Annotated in this window: 16 protein-coding genes; 9 read left to right on the forward strand and 7 right to left on the reverse strand. The window is 59.1% G+C overall.

Annotated elements, in window-relative coordinates:
- Positions 1-18 precede the first annotated feature (18 nt).
- The gene (locus FPZ52_RS10825; protein WP_146365436.1) at positions 19-462 is read right to left on the reverse strand and encodes a bleomycin resistance protein; all 444 of its coding nucleotides are present in this window, start codon (positions 460-462) and stop codon (positions 19-21) included.
- A 13-nt stretch (positions 463-475) separates the two neighbouring features.
- The gene (locus FPZ52_RS10830; protein ID WP_146365437.1) at positions 476-1,000 is read right to left on the reverse strand and encodes an invasion associated locus B family protein; all 525 of its coding nucleotides are present in this window, start codon (positions 998-1,000) and stop codon (positions 476-478) included.
- Between the two features lie 139 nt (positions 1,001-1,139).
- On the opposite strand from FPZ52_RS10830, the gene FPZ52_RS10835 reads away from it, so the two are divergent.
- The 6 genes from FPZ52_RS10835 (at position 1,140) to FPZ52_RS10860 (ending at position 8,201) form a co-directional block, all read left to right on the forward strand.
- Positions 1,140-2,144, forward strand: coding sequence for an asparaginase (locus FPZ52_RS10835; RefSeq protein WP_146365438.1), 1,005 nt, complete (start codon positions 1,140-1,142; stop codon positions 2,142-2,144).
- A 243-nt stretch (positions 2,145-2,387) separates the two neighbouring features.
- Positions 2,388-3,194, forward strand: a complete 807-nt coding sequence (locus FPZ52_RS10840) for a flagellar motor protein MotB (protein WP_338052785.1) — start codon at positions 2,388-2,390, stop codon at positions 3,192-3,194.
- Positions 3,195-3,305: 111 nt separating this feature from the next.
- Entirely contained in the window at positions 3,306-4,616 is a 1,311-nt protein-coding gene (locus tag FPZ52_RS10845) for a flagellar hook protein FlgE (protein WP_146365440.1), read from the forward strand.
- A gap of 26 nt (positions 4,617-4,642) precedes the next feature.
- Positions 4,643-6,100 (forward strand): flagellar hook-associated protein FlgK, encoded by a 1,458-nt coding sequence (gene flgK, locus FPZ52_RS10850; RefSeq protein ID WP_146365441.1) that lies wholly within the window; start codon positions 4,643-4,645, stop codon positions 6,098-6,100.
- A gap of 2 nt (positions 6,101-6,102) precedes the next feature.
- Positions 6,103-7,110 carry a flagellin gene (locus FPZ52_RS10855; RefSeq protein WP_146365442.1) on the forward strand — a complete coding sequence of 336 codons (1,008 nt, stop codon included), beginning with the start codon at positions 6,103-6,105 and terminating at the stop codon, positions 7,108-7,110.
- Positions 7,107-8,201, forward strand: coding sequence for a flagellar basal body P-ring protein FlgI (locus FPZ52_RS10860; RefSeq protein WP_146365443.1), 1,095 nt, complete (start codon positions 7,107-7,109; stop codon positions 8,199-8,201). Before FPZ52_RS10855 ends, FPZ52_RS10860 begins: the two co-directional genes overlap by 4 nt.
- Before the next feature lie 60 nt (positions 8,202-8,261).
- On the opposite strand, the gene FPZ52_RS10865 is transcribed toward FPZ52_RS10860, so the two are convergent.
- The 5 genes from FPZ52_RS10865 to rfbC all read right to left on the reverse strand — a co-directional run bounded on the left by FPZ52_RS10865 (position 8,262) and on the right by rfbC (position 13,542).
- The gene (locus FPZ52_RS10865; RefSeq protein WP_146365444.1) at positions 8,262-9,902 is read right to left on the reverse strand and encodes an efflux RND transporter periplasmic adaptor subunit; all 1,641 of its coding nucleotides are present in this window, start codon (positions 9,900-9,902) and stop codon (positions 8,262-8,264) included.
- 297 nt (positions 9,903-10,199) lie between these two features.
- Complete coding sequence (gene rfbA / locus FPZ52_RS10870) at positions 10,200-11,078, reverse strand: glucose-1-phosphate thymidylyltransferase RfbA (RefSeq protein WP_146365445.1); 879 nt, start codon at positions 11,076-11,078, stop codon at positions 10,200-10,202.
- Positions 11,075-11,938 carry a dTDP-4-dehydrorhamnose reductase gene (gene rfbD / locus FPZ52_RS10875; protein ID WP_146365446.1) on the reverse strand — a complete coding sequence of 288 codons (864 nt, stop codon included), beginning with the start codon at positions 11,936-11,938 and terminating at the stop codon, positions 11,075-11,077. The genes rfbA and rfbD overlap by 4 nt, the downstream gene beginning before the upstream one ends.
- The gene (gene rfbB / locus FPZ52_RS10880; RefSeq protein WP_146365447.1) at positions 11,938-12,975 is read right to left on the reverse strand and encodes a dTDP-glucose 4,6-dehydratase; all 1,038 of its coding nucleotides are present in this window, start codon (positions 12,973-12,975) and stop codon (positions 11,938-11,940) included. The genes rfbD and rfbB overlap by 1 nt, the downstream gene beginning before the upstream one ends.
- A 3-nt stretch (positions 12,976-12,978) precedes the next feature.
- A complete protein-coding gene (gene rfbC, locus FPZ52_RS10885) occupies positions 12,979-13,542 on the reverse strand; it encodes a dTDP-4-dehydrorhamnose 3,5-epimerase (RefSeq protein WP_146365448.1) in 564 nt (187 codons plus the stop codon).
- 264 nt (positions 13,543-13,806) lie between these two features.
- On the opposite strand from rfbC, the gene FPZ52_RS10890 reads away from it, so the two are divergent.
- The 3 genes from FPZ52_RS10890 (at position 13,807) to FPZ52_RS10900 (ending at position 16,859) form a co-directional block, all read left to right on the forward strand.
- Complete coding sequence (locus tag FPZ52_RS10890) at positions 13,807-14,052, forward strand: hypothetical protein (RefSeq protein WP_146365449.1); 246 nt, start codon at positions 13,807-13,809, stop codon at positions 14,050-14,052.
- A gap of 123 nt (positions 14,053-14,175) precedes the next feature.
- Entirely contained in the window at positions 14,176-16,443 is a 2,268-nt protein-coding gene (mbhE, locus tag FPZ52_RS10895; protein ID WP_146365450.1) for a hydrogen gas-evolving membrane-bound hydrogenase subunit E, read from the forward strand.
- Positions 16,440-16,859, forward strand: a complete 420-nt coding sequence (locus tag FPZ52_RS10900; protein ID WP_146365451.1) for a Na+/H+ antiporter subunit B — start codon at positions 16,440-16,442, stop codon at positions 16,857-16,859. Before mbhE ends, FPZ52_RS10900 begins: the two co-directional genes overlap by 4 nt.

Here is a 16,859-nt window from a genome sequence, read left to right on the forward strand (position 1 = left end):
TTTAAACAGGTAAGTTGCCTAGCTTGCCCCAGTTACGGGACGTTCACCCAGTTTTTCGCAAAACCGAAGCAGGTAGCCATCGGGGTCTGCTACCATGAACTGCCGCTGACCGGTTTCATACGTTCCGAAGCGATACCAGCGTTCTTCGACCGGAAGAAACAGGTCAACTCCTCGACTTTCCAGCCGGTCAAGGATGGGGTCTATCTGGCCGACCGTAATCTGAAGGTTCAGGCCACGGCCAAGCGGAAACTCATCCAACAGCTCCGGCTGAAATGTCCGGCCAAGCCCGATCTGATCGATCATCAGCGCTGCGCTCCCGAACTCTAGAAACGCAAAGCCTTCATCGCGACGACTGTAGCGTACCGAGAAGCCAAGCACCTCCTGGTAGAAGGTCAGGCTTTTGCCGAAGTCGCGTATGGCGAATTCAGGAACGATAGCGTTTGTTGCACCTGAATTCACCATAAGTCGTCCAGCCCTAGCTGGAGCAGCGTTTCTGCGCGTCATCGAACGCAGCGGTGAAGCCCATCAGCGAGAACGTATCGGTGGTTTTCGTGCCGCGTGATGAATTTCCGACAACCACAGCATCCGCGCCACGTTTCATTGCGGCGGCGATTTGCTGGTCGTCGTCCGGCGATGCGGCCCATGCCATGTCGCCATCGGTGAACAACTCGAAATTGCTGCCGCCGACCTCGACGGATACCGTTGAGCCTTCGGCGAAAGGATAGCCGCCCATGAACGAAACTTCCCCACCCGATTGTCCGGGCCAGAAGGAAACGAACATATAGATGTCGCCCCGGTTCACAGCGACGACACGTCCGTTTTTCGTGTTCACGGTTTCTTTGGGTGCCGAAACGACCCAGCACTGTTTGGGGTCGTCTTCAACGAAGATCGACCAATCGGTCTGGGCCGCTACGCGGTTCGAGGATTCCTGTGCGATTGCAGGGGCACTGAAGATGGCGGTGAGTGCTGCCCCTATGGCGATCGACTTGCTGAAGTTCATTGGCACCAAGCCTCCGGAAAACTGTCTCTTGCACCGCCGAGCCCTGCCGGCTTCTGATCTGGCGGTGCTTTGCCTCTTGATGCGCGCAGTGTAGCGTGAAACTTCAAGCGGGGAAAAGGGTAACAGGTGGAATTTCCGTATGAACGGCGTAAATGATGGCTCTGTTCCGCTCGTCGAAGTCTGGCGAGGGGCATTTCTTGAATCGGTGCATCGCGGCCATGCGGTGATTTGCGACGAATTTGGTCAGATAGTCGATAGCTGGGGCAACCCCGATGCAGTGATTCTTCCGCGGTCGTCCTGCAAGATGATCCAGGCCTTGCCTCTGGTTGAAAGCGGAGCGGCGCGGAAATATGGGCTTGGCAGTGAACATCTGGCTCTGGCGTGCGCGTCACACGAGGGCGCGGCGATTCATACTGAACGTGTCACACGCTGGCTGCATGATTTGGGCAAGGATGTTCAGGCGCTCCGTTGCGGGCCGCAAATGCCCGCTGATCGGGAGGCGAAGAAGGCGCTGATTTGTGGCGGGCATGACCCCGATGACCGATTTAACAACTGCTCAGGCAAGCATTGCGGTTTTGTGACGCTCGCGGATCATTTGGATGCCGATGGCGATTACAATGAAGCATCGCATCCTGTGCAGGTCGCCATTCGGCAAGCATTTGAGGACGTAACTGGCGAGGCGAGCCCCGGCTTTGCAGTTGACGGCTGTTCTGCTCCGAACTTTGCAACCACGATGCTTGGATTGGCACGCGCCATGGCCAGTTTCGCAGCGCCCGGTGATGGCATCAGGGGGGAGGCTCAGCGCGATCTTGTGTCCGCGATGCGCCGTCATCCCGACCTGATTGCGGGTGAGGGCCGAGCATGCACCGAGCTTATCCGTGCGGGCCACCGCCGCTTCGTGGTGAAAACCGGTGCAGATGGCGTCTACACCGGAATTCTGCCAGACCAGAAGTTGGGGATTGCCATCAAGATCGAAGATGGTGCGTCACGTGGATCAGAGGCCGTGATCGCCGCACTTCTGGCCCGTACCGGCTCTGTGGACCGTGATCATCCAGCAGTGCGGGCGCGGCTCAATCGACCAATCCTGACACGTCTTGGTGCGCAGACCGGGGAATTGTGTCCCGTAGAAGGTCTGTTGAGCTAGGATCAAACGATCCCTGCAAGCGAAAGAACTGCGATGATTACAACGATCACACCGATGATGTAGAAAATACTATGCATGTCCTCGTCTCCAATTGTGGTCGAGGGATAAACCGTTGGCCGTCTCGATGGTTCCACGGATCAGGACATGCGGGCGTTAAGCTCTGTTTCACTCCTAGACCTTATCGCTGAATGCGGGTGGATCGTGAGGTGTGATATGAGCGAGCAGTCGCTTCCGCAGATTATTGTGAAACGTAAACGCGTTAAGGGCGGCGACGCCCATCACGGCGGTGCATGGAAAGTAGCCTATGCCGATTTCGTAACGGCGATGATGGCGTTCTTTCTTTTGATGTGGCTGCTGAATGCGACAACGGAAAAGCAACGCAAGGGGTTGGCGGACTACTTCTCGCCGACGATCAGTTTCAGCCAACTGTCCAATGGGGGGGACGGCACGTTTTGGGGCGAGAGCGTGTTTTCCGAGGATACACTTGTTCAGAACGGCCAGGGCGCTTCGATGCTGCATCCCAGCCAGTTGCAGCAGGCGCGCGGTGATGTCGGGGTCAAACAGGGTCGCGGCGATCAGGCACGCGGTGACGTTGAAAAGCTGCTGGAGACACTTATGGCACGCGGTGGCGAAGCGATGTCGACGCTTTTGCAACAGCGACATGTTATCAGCCGGCTGAGCGATGAAGGGCTGGTGATCGACATATTCTCGCAGCCGGACGGGTTGCTGTTCGATCCCGAAACGGCCAAACCCACGCCCCTGCTCTCGTCCACGCTGGGCACTGTGGCCGAGGTGCTGGAACTGGTTTCCAACGAGGTCGCAGTGAATGCCTATCTCCCGTCGGAACCCGTTGTCCGGGTCGGGCGTGATGCATGGAAGCTGTCCGGAGATCGAGCCGATGTTGCACGGCGCGTCATGGAACGGCGCGGGCTCCCGTCCGACCGCTTGGCCCGTATCAGCGGTTTCGCAGACCGCAAGCCGATAGATCGTGATCCGATGGCCCTGCGCAATGAGCGCGTCGAGATTGTTGTCTTGCGTTCAGCTATCTGAACCTGACGAAACTATAGTGAAATACGCGCAATTTTAGATGTTAGCCCGCCGTTAAACCCGCACCTGTAACGCTTTACGTGAACAGAGCCGTTGAAGCAGAAAGGCGCAAAAATGACGATATCATCTTCCATGAATGCGGGTGTCATGGGGCTGACGGCCAATGCCAACAAGCTTGGTGTCATTTCCGACAACATCGCGAATAGTTCGACCTACGGCTATAAGCGGGCACATGCTGATTTCAATTCCATGGTCGTATCTGGTGGTGGAGGCACCTATTCTGCCGGCGGCGTCAGCTTCAGTTCGTCCCGTTCGATCGCAGACCGTGGATCATTGATTCCGACCAGCAACTCCACGGATTTGGCCATAGCAGGGCGGGGAATGCTTCCCGTGACCACGTCTGCCGCCGTTGGCGCAGGTGGCGATACTCCGATGATGCTGACAACCACGGGGTCTTTCAGCGCCGATGCCGAAGGCTATCTGCGGACCGATTCCGGTCTCGTTCTGATGGGTTGGCCAGCGAACCCCGATGGAACCATCCCCAACTATCCCCGTGACACGGCAACAGCGCTGGAACCTATCCGCGTCAATCTGAACGAAATGGCTGGTCGCCCGACGACGACGATGGAATTTGGTGTAAACCTGCCTGCGACCAGCACGAAGTTCGGGGCAACGCCGGCGAATGAAACCGTCTCGCTGGAATACTTCGACAACCTTGGCTCGGCGGAAAACCTGAACGTCACCTTCGTCCCGCAGCCTCCGGCGACGGCTGGCGGGCCGGAGAATATCTGGACCATGCAGATCACTGATTCCGCCTCTGGCGGTGCGCTGGTGGCGGAAGTCGCAATGACCTTCAACGATGATCGTACTACAGGCGGAACGCTGGCTTCCGTGGTGCCAACCGGCGCTGCAACCGATAGCTATGATCCTGCTACCGGAGAGTTGAATATTACGGTTGATGGTGGCCCGATTACAATCAACATCGGCAAGCCGGGCGAGGCTGGCGGATTCTCGCAACTGTCGGACACGTTTGCCCCTGCCACCGTTGAAAAGGACGGCTCTTCTGTCGCCTCCATGAGCGGGCTTGAAGTTGACGAGGGTGGCTTACTTCATGCGATCTACGACAACGGCGAAACACGCGCCATGTACCAGATACCTGTGGCGGATGTTCCAAACCCCAACGGCCTGACAGCGCTGGACAATCAGTCATATCAGATTTCGCGTGAAAGCGGCGCATTCTACCTGTGGTCTGCAGGTGACGGCCCGACAGGATCGATTGCCGGATATGCCCGGGAGGAGTCCACCAGTGACGTGGCGCATGAGTTGACGGAATTGATCCGCACGCAGCGCGCTTATTCCTCCAACGCGAAAGTCATCCAGACAGTTGACGAGATGTTGCAGGAAACCACGACGATCAAACGCTGATCTTCGACCAGTAAGGAGCAGCGCCCATGTCATTAAATTCAGCCATGATCCAAGCCCTGTCCGGGCTTCAGGCGATGAGCCGATCTGCCGGCGTCGTTTCGAACAACCTGGCCAATGCACTGACTGAAGGGTACGGGCGGCAGGAAGTAGAACTGACCGCTCGTTCAACGGGCGGTCAGGGAAGTGGCGTTACGGTTTCCTCAATTCAGCGTCTTGTGGACCAAGTCGTGATTAATGACCGGCGTTTGGCTGATGGAGCTGTGGCAGATTCGTCGGTGCGCTCGGCGTTTCTTGAGACGATTTCGGCAGTCCTTGGTGAGCCAGGTAGCGGGTCTAGTTTGACCGATCTGATGGGTGCGCTGGGGGCATCATTGATCGAAGCGGCGGCGCGGCCTGAGTCCGATGCAGCGCTTGGCCATGTAGTGACCGCATTCAGCGACGTAGTCGCGGTCCTGAACGACGCCTCCGATCAGGTGGAGCGGCAACGCACCGATGCGGACAGATCCATCGCGAAAGGCGTAGAGACGCTGAATTTATCATTGCAGATGGTCGATGATCTGAACTCGCAAATCGCGCGATTGCAGGCGGGTGGTAACGATGCGAATGCCCTGATCGATCAGCGGCAGGTTCTGATCGACCGCATTTCCGAAATCGTGCCGGTAAAACAGGTCGAACGTGACACAGGTGCCATCGCTTTGATGACCCAGAACGGGGCTATTCTGCTTGACGCTGAGCCTGCCGAGATCGGTTTCAGTCAGTCCTCGCTCGTGACGGCGCATATGACCTATGAGGGTGGAACGCTGTCCGGACTGACGATCAAGGGCACTGCGATTGATCTGACGCGCGATAACCATGCCTTGTCCGGGGGCGCGCTGGGTGGTCATCTTTCTGTGCGCGACGAACTGGGCGTAGCCGTTCAGTCCGAACTGGACGCATTCGCGCGGGACCTAGTTGAGCGGCTTTCCGATCCGGCAGTGGACGCGACATTGCCGACCGGCGCCCCGGGATTGCTGACTGACGGTGGCGGTGTATTCGATCCGCTGGATGAAGCCGGATTGGCCGGGCGTCTATCCTTGAACCCGTTTGTCGACCCGCTTGCAGGAGGAGAGGTCTGGCGTATCCGGGCGGGACTTGGCGCGGCGACACCAGGCGATTCAGGGCAATCTGCGCTTCTGGATCGATTATCCTCTGCACTCGACACGCAAGTGGCTCCGGGTTCGGGCAGCTACAGTCATCAACCCATGACGGCCTCGCAGCATGCGACAGAGTTGTTGTCGTCCGTTGGTATGCAAACCCAGCGCGTTGAAGCAGATCTCGCGCACCGACAAGCCCGACTTGATGTGCTGTCTGATCAGGAACTTGCTACCGGTGTGGACAGCGACGTCGAGATGCAGCGCCTGTTGGTGATTGAGCGCGCCTATGCCGCGAATGCGCGTGTGATCGAAACTGTCGAGCAGATGTTCGACTCTCTGCTGAGGATCTAGAGATGAGCATTTCAATTGGTGACTTGGCTCGTACAGTTGCGCTGACACGGCAAACGTCGGGGTTGAAGGTCGAACTGGACCGAAGCCTGATCGAGCTGACCACCGGAACAACGTCGGATATTTCGAAGGCGGTAAAAGGTGATTTCACATCGCTTGCCGCGATTGATCGATCAATCACGATGTATTCGGCCTATGATTATTCGAGTACGGAAGCGGCTCGTCTCGCTTCAGCTCAGCAGGATGCGTTGGATGATCTGCATGTGATGCTGCAATCGCGCGGCACTCAGTTGGCGGCCGCAGCCTCGGTTGGTATGGATTCGTCGGTCAAAGCGATTCTGTCAGAAACCCGGTCTGACTTCGACATGGCACTGTCGCGCCTGAATACCACGACCGGCGGGCGCGCGGCATTTGCAGGGGCGGATACGCAGGGCGCGGTGATGGTGTCGGCGGATGAGATCCTGACATCCTTGCGTACCGCAATAGGTCTTGCAGCAACGGCTGAGGATGTCATGGCTGAGGTTGATGCGTGGTTCGACGCACCCGGCGGCGGCTTTGAAACCGATGGATATCTTGGTTCGGCTGATGCGCTTTCGCCGATCAGGCTGGACGACAACCGAAGCGTGTCGCTCGATACGACCGCGTTGGACTCGGCGCTTCGCGATACATTGAAGGGATTTGCGGTGGGGTCACTTGTGCAGGACGGGCTGCTGGAGTCCAATGATGCGGAGCAATCCAAGCTCGCGAAAATCGCGGGTGAGGAGATGATCGGGGCACAGGACGGCCTGGTCGCATTGCGGGCATCTATCGGAACGTCGCAGGCAAAGATCGAATCCGCCACGGTTCGTAACGCCGTGCAGCTTAGCGCACTGACCCAAGCCCGGTCCGAGATCGTTGGCGTAGATCAATACGAGGCCGCCAACCGGCTGAGCGCTGTGCAGGCGCAGCTGGAAACCCTGTACACCGTCACCGCGCGCCTATCGCAGCTTAGCTTGGCAAAGGCACTCGGATGAGGTGGTTGGTTCTGATCGCGAGTTTATGGATGCCGTTGGTTGGTATGGCCAGCGAAGTTCGCCTTAAGGACATCGTTGAATTCGACGGCGTTCGGGGCAACGACCTGATTGGCTATGGTCTGGTGGTCGGGTTGGACGGAACGGGCGATGGAATCCGCAATTCGCCCTTTACCGAAGAAATCATGTCCAACCTTCTGGAACGTCTTGGCGTCAATGTCAGTGGCGAGGATTTTCGCCCCAAGAATGTCGCTGCGGTTTTTGTGACCGCCACACTGCCGCCTTTCGCGCGCGTCGGCAGTCAGATCGACGTCACTGTTTCAGCCATAGGGGATGCCAGTAGCTTACTGGGCGGGACATTGGTGATGACACCGCTCAACGCCGCCGATGGTGAGATATACGCGGTCGCACAGGGCACTGTGATCGCCGGGGGTGCCACAGCAGAAGGAGTGGGCGCGACCACGACGATTGGTGTGCCGACATCGGGCGTTCTGCCCTCCGGCGCGCGGGTCGAACGCGAGGTCGATTTTGACTTCACTGAACTGGACGCGCTTCGTCTGGCATTGCGTAATCCGGATTTTACGACGGCGCTGCTTGTCGAGAATGCGATCAACCGGCAGTTTCCCAACTCCGCCGAGGCATTAGACGCGGGAACCGTGCGGGTCAGTATCGTCGGCGCTCAAGCCGGTTCACCCGCCCGCACTATCGCCGTCATGGAGAATATTCGGGTGGAACCTCAACAGAAGGCCAAGGTTGTGGTCGACCAGCGGTCGGGGACAATCGTCATGGGCGCAGACGTTCGCATTTCGCGCGTGGCGGTTTCGCAGGGCAACCTGACTCTGCGGGTCAGAGAGGATCCGCTGGTCGTTCAGCCGAACCCGTTTGCAGAAGGTGAGACGGTCGTAGTGCCGCGCACCACTGCCGAAATTGAGGAGGAAGACGGAACAGGGCTTGCCGAGGTTCCTGATGGCACGAACCTTTCGGAAGTCATCGCTGGGCTGAATGCGCTTGGGGTCAGTCCACGGAATATGATCGATATCCTGAAAAGCATAAAGGCTGCCGGTGCGCTGCACGCAGAATTCATTGTTCGATAGCATGCTCTTGGGCTGACCGGAACTGTCGGTCTTCCGCGTGGCACGGCGTTTCGTTCAGAGTCAATTCGCGCGATGCCGCTGGCGGAGCTTCTGCCAAATGGCTCGCCAGGCTGGGTATGTGCCTTGTTCGATCAACAATACCCCGCGCATTCCGGGGTGAAGGGCAGTGTTCTCCGAAAGAGATGCCAAGCCCGGAAACACAACAGTGTCATCGCCACCGTCCGCGCGGATCTCAGTGATGGTACTGTTGATTCGCAGGCCGGGGGCATGATCGGGACGGAACTGGCCGACCACATCGCTTCTGACACGTTCGATCTCAGAGGATGGAACCAGCAGCGACAGCCGAAGATCGTTCAGGTCCGCAATTTCGAACAGAGCCTCGCCTTCTTGGACGCTCTGGCCGCTCTGCGACGCGATATCGGGTGCATAGACCACTCCAGAAATCGGGGCGAAGATTTCCGCGCTGTCTCGTTGCTGCTCCAGAAGGTCGACGCGTTCTCGTAAGGTTTGCACCTCAAGTTCGGCGGAGCGCAAATCGCTTGCGTTATTGGCGGAACGCGCGACTTCACGGGCGATCAATGCTGTGGAATAGTCCGAGCGTGCGGTGTCCAGAGCGAGATCCAACGCAGTCGTGACCATCCTTATCAGCGGCCCTTCCCCAAGCGCCACGGTCTGACCGTCGCGGAGCATAATGTCTTCGATTTCCCCTTCGAACGGCGCTGCAAGCACACGGCGGTTGGTGGCTTCGACGGTTGCGGGGATTTCGACGTTGTTCTGGACGGGAATGAATGCCCCGACCAAAACAGCTACGGCAAGTGCTATCAGTGCCAGCCAACCACGTTTGACTTTGGGACGCTTTGCGGGGGGTGCGTGAAGGGAAAATGCAGCTGAGGCCAGGGGAAGTAACCCCTGATTTCGTTTTGACCCATGCAGATGAATGACAATACCTGCTTGCTGCCCCGGAAAAGGTGCGAATACGCGGTCGCGGCCACGCATCCGGTTGCGAGCGGTGTCACGCATTTCCTTGCGCAGAGCGCCGGTAGGCGCTAACCGACTGACGTAACCGGCGGGTTTGGAAATTGTCACTTCCTTAAGTCGATGGCCGTCGAAATAGGCGATAGCGGCATAGTCAGCGCCGCAAACTTGCGCCAAGGTGTCCACAAATTCCTGCCGTTTTCCGCTGTCGCCCGCGACCAGGGGACCGACTTGCGCCATCAGGTTCTGATACCCGTCCAGATCCGGGTGGCGGTACTGGCGGTAGGACAGCGCCGCGATGAGCGTCAGGCGTTCATATGCCAGCGATTGAACGATTGGACCGTCTTGGGGCAAGTCGATCACGATCGCCGCATCCCCGCCACCTTGCAATACCACCCGCGCTGCCAAATAGGGCTGGCTCATAAGTAGGATCGCACCGTCTTCGCGCGGTTTCTCGAACACCTTTTCGGCAAGCGAAACTGCCACCGGATTGGGCGTGCCCGATGGAATCGATGCCAAGAGTTGCGGCACACCTTTTGCTCCCATCCCGAAGACAATCGCGGTTGGCGAGCTGGTCAGGGCAGACACGAGATGCGCGAGCCGCTTGGGGAAGTCGGGGTCACGGGTTTGTGTGGCGAAGCAAGTGTTTAAAGCGGCCAGAAGCGATCTGGACTTTGCTGACCCCGCCTCGGGGCTTCGCTCGTGATCTGGCGATGCTTCGTTCATAGAGGGCCGCAGCGATTTACGATTGGTCGGGAAGACGGATCAAGCGCATTTGGCGGTGACGATGATACAATAGGGACGCTGGGAGATGGTTGAGGGAATAAGGGCGCAGCTTCGCAGCAGCACAATTGCAGTCGTCCCTTTGATACACTGTCTCGTGACAACATTGTCATCCTGGCGGCACTCACCTGTCGAGGTTCGATCTCTCCTGAAGTAAATGCGTAGCCGATCTTACACACTGTAGGAAGTGCTGGTGCCGAGTAGAGAGTACGGTGTATCTGACGCCGGAGCGCAAGACTGTTACCTCTGCGGCTGAAGGCTAAGCAAATACTTCCCGTATTCGTTCTTCTTGTATGTTTCGCCCATTTCGCGGATCTGCTCGTCGGTGATCCAGCCCTGCTGATGGGCGATTTCCTCGAGGCAGCCGACCTGTTGACCTTGCCGCTGGGTCAGCGTGCGCACGAAGTTGGCTGCATCGAGAAGGCTGGCATGGGTGCCGGTGTCGAGCCAGGCATAGCCCCGGCCCATGGTTTCCACCGACAGGGTTCCGTCTGCCAGGTACATCTCCAGAAGCGATGTGATTTCCAGCTCCCCGCGGGCGGAGGGTCGTACCCGCCTGGCTCGCTCAGGTGCCGTACCATCAAGGAAATAGAGCCCCGTCACCGCATAGTTGGACGGGGGAGTTTCGGGCTTCTCGATGATGGATCGTGCGCGGCCCCCCTCGTCGAAAGCGACCACGCCGTAGCGTTCGGGGTCGGAAACGCGATAGCCGAAGACGGTGCCGCCGTCATGACGTTCCATCGCCGCAGATAGCAGATCGGGCAGCCCGTGGCCGAAGAAGATGTTGTCGCCCAGCACCATCGCCGACGGCGCACCGTCCAGGAAATCCTCGGCCAGGATATAGGCCTGTGCCAGCCCGTCGGGCGAGGGCTGCGTGATATAGCTCAGGCTGACGCCCCACTGGCTGCCATCGCCCAATGCGCGCTTGAACTGTTCCTGATCCTGGGGCGTGGTAATCAGCGCGACCTCGCGGATACCGGCCAGCATCAGCACCGACAGCGGGAAATAGATCATCGGCTTGTCATAGACCGGCAGCAGCTGTTTGGACACGCCATGCGTGATCGGATAAAGCCGCGTGCCGGACCCGCCTGCCAGAATGATGCCCTTGCGTGTGCTCATGGGTTGCCGTCTCCGAGCTCTTTCAGGATCGCGTTCAGCCCAACTCTCCAGTCGGGTCGCTCGATCCCGAACGTATCGCGTGTCAGGCTGGTGTCGAGACGGGAATTGAGCGGGCGCTCCGCGGGTGTCGGATAGGCCGCACTGGGAATGTCCGTGACCGCACAGCTGATGCCCGACTGGGCAAAGATCTCGCGCGCGAAGCCTGCCCAGCTTGTGTCTGGTGTGCCCGCGAAGTGATAGGTGCCGGACCTGGTAGGATCGGCGGAAAGCTGCTCCGCGATAGCCAGGCACGCGCGTGCAATATCCGCGGCCGGCGTTGGGCCGCCGATCTGGTCGGCCACGATGGTCAGCGCCTCTCGGTCCCGCCCCAGCCGCAGCATCGTCTTGACGAAGTTCGCGCCATGCGCGGACACGACCCAGCTGGTGCGCAGGATGGCGTGGGGCCCGTTCGCGGCGCGGATGGCGTCTTCGCCCGCCAGCTTGGTGCGCCCGTAAGCGCCCAGTGGGGCGGTTGGTGCATCCACAGGCCAGGGTATGCCGCCCGATCCGTCGAAGACATAGTCGGTGGAGATATGCACCAGGGGGATATCGAGTTCCGCCGCCGCGCGCGCGATGGCGGCAGGGGTCGTGGCGTTCACCTGAAGGGCGGTTGCCTCGTCTTCCTCGGCCTTGTCCACCGCGGTGTAGGCCACCGCATTGATGATCGCGTCTGCATTCGTGTCCCGCACGATGGCGGCGCAGGCCTCGGCGGTCGTGAAATCCGCTTCATCCCGACCAAGGCAGATCAGTTGATGGTTCCCCGGCGCTCGGGCCAGTTCCGTCGCCACCTGTCCGGTCTTGCCGAAAACAAGGATGCGCATCACGCAACCCCCAATCGCTGGCCGACGCCTTCGCGATCCTGCAATGCCCGCCACCAGTCTTCATTGTCGAGATACCATGCAACCGTGCGTTCCAGCCCTTCATCCAGCGTGACGGAGGGGCGCCAGTTCAGCTCCGTCCGCATCCGTGTGGGGTCGATCGCATAGCGCAGGTCGTGGCCGGGGCGGTCGGTGACGAAGGTGATCTGCTCGGCATAGGGTTTTGCGTCGGGGCGCAGCCGGTCGAGGATCGCGCAGATCTTGTGGGCGATGTCGAGATTGGTGGCCTCGTTCTCGCCGCCGATATTGTAGGTTCGGCCCGGCTGTCCATTGGCCAGCACCGTCAGCAGCGCATCGGCGTGGTCCTCGACGAACAGCCAGTCGCGGATGTTCTCGCCCGTGCCATAGATCGGGATCGCCTCACCCGCCAGCGCCCGCAGGATGATCACGGGGATCAGCTTTTCCGGAAAATGATAGGGGCCGTAATTGTTCGAGCAGTTGGTGACGAGGATCGGCAGCCCGTAGGTCTCGCCCCAGGCTCGTACCAGGTGATCGCTCGCTGCCTTGGACGCAGAATAGGGCGAATTGGGCGCGTAAGGCGTATCTTCGGTAAACTGTCCCTCGGGGCCCAGTGAGCCGTAAACCTCATCGGTCGAGATATGATGAAAGCGGAAGCCCTCGGGTTTGCCTTGGCGGGTCCAGTAGGCGCGGGCGGCGTCCAGCATGTTGTAGGTGCCGGTGACGTTGGTCTCGATGAACGCGCCCGGTCCGTCGATCGAACGATCCACATGCGATTCCGCAGCCAGATGCATCACCGCGTCCGGCGTGTGGTCTGCGAAAACCCGGTCCAGTGCGGCGCGGTCGCGGATATCGGCCTGCTCGAAGTGGTATAGCGGGCTGTCCGCGACGCTTGCGACATTGGCGAGGCAGGCCGCATAGGTCAGCGCATCAAGATTGACGACGTCATGCCCTTGTGCCACCGCCTGCCGCACCACGGCCGAGCCGATGAACCCCGCACCACCTGTCACCAGTATCTTCATTGCTCAGGCCTCATAGACAAACGGGCTGTCGAAATCGCGCAGCAGGGGCGCATTTGCGTCCTTGTCAGACAGGATCGCCGTTGCCGGGTCAATGCCCCAGTCAATGCCGATACCGGGATCGTCGAACCGCACCGCCCCGTCGCAGTCGGGCGCGTAGGTGTCCGAGCATTTGTAGAGGATCTCGGTGTCCGGTTCCAAGGTCGCGAAGCCGTGCAGGAACCCTTTCGGGACGAACAGCTGGTTGCCCTTTTCGGCGGACAATTCCACGCCAGCCCACTGGCCGTAACTGGGCGAGCCTTTGCGGATATCGACGGCCACATCCATCACCCGACCGCGCCCGACGCGCACCAGCTTGTCCTGCGCATGGGGCGGCGCCTGAAAGTGCAGCCCGCGCACCGTGCCCGCGATCCGTGACAGCGAATGGTTGTCCTGGACAAACACAGCCGTAATTCCCATCTCGGCCAATGTTTCCTGATTGTAAACCTCGGAAAAATATCCCCGATCATCCCCGAATCGACGCGGAACCAACTCCACAACCCCAGCCAAAGACGTCTCGTTCAAATGCATATATGCCCCGGAAATCTATCCATTTGCTCATCTCTATGTCGCTGCGTAACGGGCTTTGAGGGGCTTGTCACATGTGATTTCGGTTCCGCTGAAGGGGTAAAAAAATGACCAGACGCCCGAACTGTGATATTTTTGACCTAGTTGGCCGTTTTTCTGCATGTCTTTGCCGATCTTGGGCATTGGTTGTAGAGAATGTCTTTACCCACGGAAACTTTTGTGTATTTTCGACTTCGAGGCATGTCCATTTTGCACTGGAGAAGTAATATGACTAAACTGGCTACCACCGCTGTTATGTGCGCTGCTCTCGTCGGCGCGACGACGCCGGCTTTCGCTGGCGGCCTGGCCCCTGTGGCTGAAGAGCCCGTTGTTGCACCGGTGATGGTTGACCAAGGCGGCCTGAACTGGACGCACGCTGCGATCGCTGCTGGCGTTATCGGCTTGGCTGCTCTGGCACTGGCTGACGACGATGACGACGATGATGATGACAACAGCGGCACCACTACTAACTAAGCTGTGGTTCATCTGAACAGTTCAAGGGCGGTTGCTGCGGCAGCCGCCCTTTTACATTTTGTCGCAGGTCATTGATACGGACCGAAAAGTGTTTACCCTAGTTCGTAATAACACGGGGGAACCATGTCTGGTCATAACGCAGACACGTCAAATGGCTGGACAATCGCTGGAATCGCGCCGGTTCTGATCGCAACTGCGTTATTCATCGGATTTCTGCAGTTTCTTCCGGACATCGCGGGCGGCAATCCGCAACGTTTCGTTTGGGCGTGGCTGCCCGCGCTTAGTGCGAATCTCAGTTTCTACATCGATGGCCTTAGCCTGACCTTCGCCTTGCTGATCAGCGGAATCGGCGTGGTCGTGATGTTGTTCTCCGCCAGCTATCTGGCAGGGCATCCGCATCAGGCACGGTTCTCGCTTTATCTGACCTCTTTCATGTTCGCGATGCTCGGCGTGGTTCTGGCCGACAACTTGATTGCGTTGTTCGTGTTCTGGGAGCTGACGACCTTTACCTCCTATCTGCTGATCGGCTTCTCGCATTCCAGTGCTGAATCGAGACGTTCGGCCTGGCAGGCATTGCTCGTGACAGCGACAGGTGGCTTGGCACTGCTTGCGGCGGTGGTGCTGATCGGCGCGGTCAGCGGAAGCTTCGAGATGTCGCAAATTCGGGTGGAGGCAGACATCCTGCGTGATAGCGGTTTGTATCTGCCGATTCTCTTGCTGGTCTTCGCAGCGGCATTCACAAAATCAGCGCAATTCCCGTTCCATTTCTGGCTTCCCAACGCGATGGCCGCGCCTACACCGGTCAGCGCCTACCTCCATTCCGCGACTATGGTGAAAGGCGGTGTCTATCTGCTGGCGCGGATGCACCCGTCGCTGAGCGGCACCGATGTGTGGATGTGGACGTTGACGCTGATCGGCGGGTTCACGGCCGTGTTCGCCTCGGTCTGGTCGATCCGCCAAACCGACATGAAACAGGTGCTTGCTTATACGACTTTGATGGCGCTCGGTACGTTGGTCATGCTTCTGGGCGCACCCAGTGGCTACGCGATTACGGCGGCAGGAACGTTCCTGATCGTCCATTCGCTGTATAAGGCGCCGCTGTTTCTGGTGGCGGGTGCGGTCGATCACGAGACGGGCACACGCGATGTAACCGTGCTGGGCGGTCTGCGCCGAAAGATGCCGTTTACGATGCTGACAGCCGCCTTGGCGGGGCTTTCCATGGCCGGGATGATCCCCTTCCTGGGCTTCATTGCGAAAGAGTTGATGTACAAGGCAGGGCTGGAATCGACGGCTGGCCCGATCATTGTCACAGGTGCAGTTTTTGCCGCCAGCGCGTTGATGGTGGTCGCTGCTGGCATTGTGGCGTTGCGGCCTTTCTGGGGATCAGATCAGCATACGCCGCCCGACAACATCCCTGAGCACGAAGCTGGGTGGCCCATGGTGGTCGGGCCATTGGCCTTGGCAGTGGCGGGGCTTGTGTTCGGGGTGCAGCATCACTGGCCGCAAATCGGCGCCGTGACGCCCTTCGTCGCCGCCGTAGCGGGCAGCGCGGACCAGGCGAAGCATCTGACGCTTTGGGAAGGTGTCAATGCGGCACTGGTGCTGAGTCTTGCGACATTCGCTACGGGTATCGTGCTTTACCTGATCCACCCACGTCTGCGGGGCCGACTTGCCAAGCTGGAATCACGTTCCTTCAGCTTTGACCGCGGGTGGGATTCGCTCATGTCGGGATTCCTTATGTTTGCCGGTTGGTTGGCCGGAACAATGCAGTCGGGTCTGTTGACGCGCTACATGACCATCGTTTTCGGTGTGATGGCTGTCACCGTTGCAGTTGCCCTGTTCCGCGCTGATCTGTCGCCATTGTCGCGGCCCAGCTTCGACGCGCCACTTGGCCGTTATACCGTGCTGTTTCTTCTGATCGGCGGAACGGCAGTAACGCTTCTGACCTATTCCCGCATTGCGGCAATGGCCGGTATGGGCGTCGTGGGCATCGGTGTTGCGCTGATCTTCATCTTGTATGGCGCACCTGATTTGGCGATTACCCAGCTTCTGGTCGAGGTGCTTGTCGTCGTTCTTTTCGCCGTTGCGGCCCTGCGCCTGCCGACGTTGCCGCGCCGCCGACCGCGCGTGCTGCACGCGATCATCGCGGCCTCTCTTGGCACCATGCTGACGGTGTTGCTGCTTTATGCGACGTCGGAGCCGATAAACCGCCGCCTGACGGAATTCTTTGAAACGGCGAGTTACCCCGAGGCGCATGGCCGCAATATCGTCAATGTGATCCTCGTGGATTTCCGTGCGCTCGATACGTTTGGCGAGATTGCCGTCGTGCTTGTGGCCGCCATCGCGGCGCTTGCACTTCTGCGGCAGGGCGGGAAGGGGGACCGCACATGAAGTCGATCATCCTTCAGGCCGCTTCGCAGATTCTTGTTGCGCTTCTGCTGGTCTTTTCAGTGTATATGCTGCTGCGCGGACATAATGCGCCGGGTGGCGGGTTCATCGGTGGGCTGATCGGGGCGACGGGGTTTGTCCTGCATGCCATCGCCTGCGGAACCGAACAAACCCGCGCTGCGTTGCGCCTGAAACCTGAAAACCTGGCAATCATCGGCTTGGCCATGTCGCTGTTGGCGGGCCTGATCTCGCTGCCTTTCGGTGACCCGCTGCTGACCGGACAATGGCTGTTCCTCGGCGCGTCGGAGGGTGAGAAAGGCCTGCCCATATCTACCATCCTGCTATTCGATATCGGTGTTTACTTCGTTGTGCTTGGCGCTGCGCTGACCATTGTCATGGCTCTGGAAGAGGAGGTCTGA

The organism is Qingshengfaniella alkalisoli (genome assembly GCF_007855645.1).
Taxonomy (GTDB): domain Bacteria; phylum Pseudomonadota; class Alphaproteobacteria; order Rhodobacterales; family Rhodobacteraceae; genus Qingshengfaniella; species Qingshengfaniella alkalisoli.

Excerpts from the sequence above, each read along its gene's own strand:
- FPZ52_RS10825 (WP_146365436.1), bottom strand. The coding sequence starts at position 462 with ATGGTGAATTCAGGTGCAACAAACGCTATCGTTCCTGAATTCGCCATA.
- FPZ52_RS10830 (WP_146365437.1), bottom strand. The coding sequence starts at position 1,000 with ATGAACTTCAGCAAGTCGATCGCCATAGGGGCAGCACTCACCGCCATC.
- FPZ52_RS10835 (WP_146365438.1), top strand. The coding sequence starts at position 1,140 with ATGAACGGCGTAAATGATGGCTCTGTTCCGCTCGTCGAAGTCTGGCGA.
- FPZ52_RS10845 (WP_146365440.1), top strand. The coding sequence starts at position 3,306 with ATGACGATATCATCTTCCATGAATGCGGGTGTCATGGGGCTGACGGCC.
- flgK (WP_146365441.1), top strand. The coding sequence starts at position 4,643 with ATGTCATTAAATTCAGCCATGATCCAAGCCCTGTCCGGGCTTCAGGCG.
- FPZ52_RS10855 (WP_146365442.1), top strand. The coding sequence starts at position 6,103 with ATGAGCATTTCAATTGGTGACTTGGCTCGTACAGTTGCGCTGACACGG.
- FPZ52_RS10860 (WP_146365443.1), top strand. The coding sequence starts at position 7,107 with ATGAGGTGGTTGGTTCTGATCGCGAGTTTATGGATGCCGTTGGTTGGT.
- FPZ52_RS10865 (WP_146365444.1), bottom strand. The coding sequence starts at position 9,902 with ATGAACGAAGCATCGCCAGATCACGAGCGAAGCCCCGAGGCGGGGTCA.
- rfbA (WP_146365445.1), bottom strand. The coding sequence starts at position 11,078 with ATGAGCACACGCAAGGGCATCATTCTGGCAGGCGGGTCCGGCACGCGG.
- rfbD (WP_146365446.1), bottom strand. The coding sequence starts at position 11,938 with ATGCGCATCCTTGTTTTCGGCAAGACCGGACAGGTGGCGACGGAACTG.
- rfbB (WP_146365447.1), bottom strand. The coding sequence starts at position 12,975 with ATGAAGATACTGGTGACAGGTGGTGCGGGGTTCATCGGCTCGGCCGTG.
- rfbC (WP_146365448.1), bottom strand. The coding sequence starts at position 13,542 with ATGCATTTGAACGAGACGTCTTTGGCTGGGGTTGTGGAGTTGGTTCCG.
- FPZ52_RS10890 (WP_146365449.1), top strand. The coding sequence starts at position 13,807 with ATGACTAAACTGGCTACCACCGCTGTTATGTGCGCTGCTCTCGTCGGC.
- mbhE (WP_146365450.1), top strand. The coding sequence starts at position 14,176 with ATGTCTGGTCATAACGCAGACACGTCAAATGGCTGGACAATCGCTGGA.
- FPZ52_RS10900 (WP_146365451.1), top strand. The coding sequence starts at position 16,440 with ATGAAGTCGATCATCCTTCAGGCCGCTTCGCAGATTCTTGTTGCGCTT.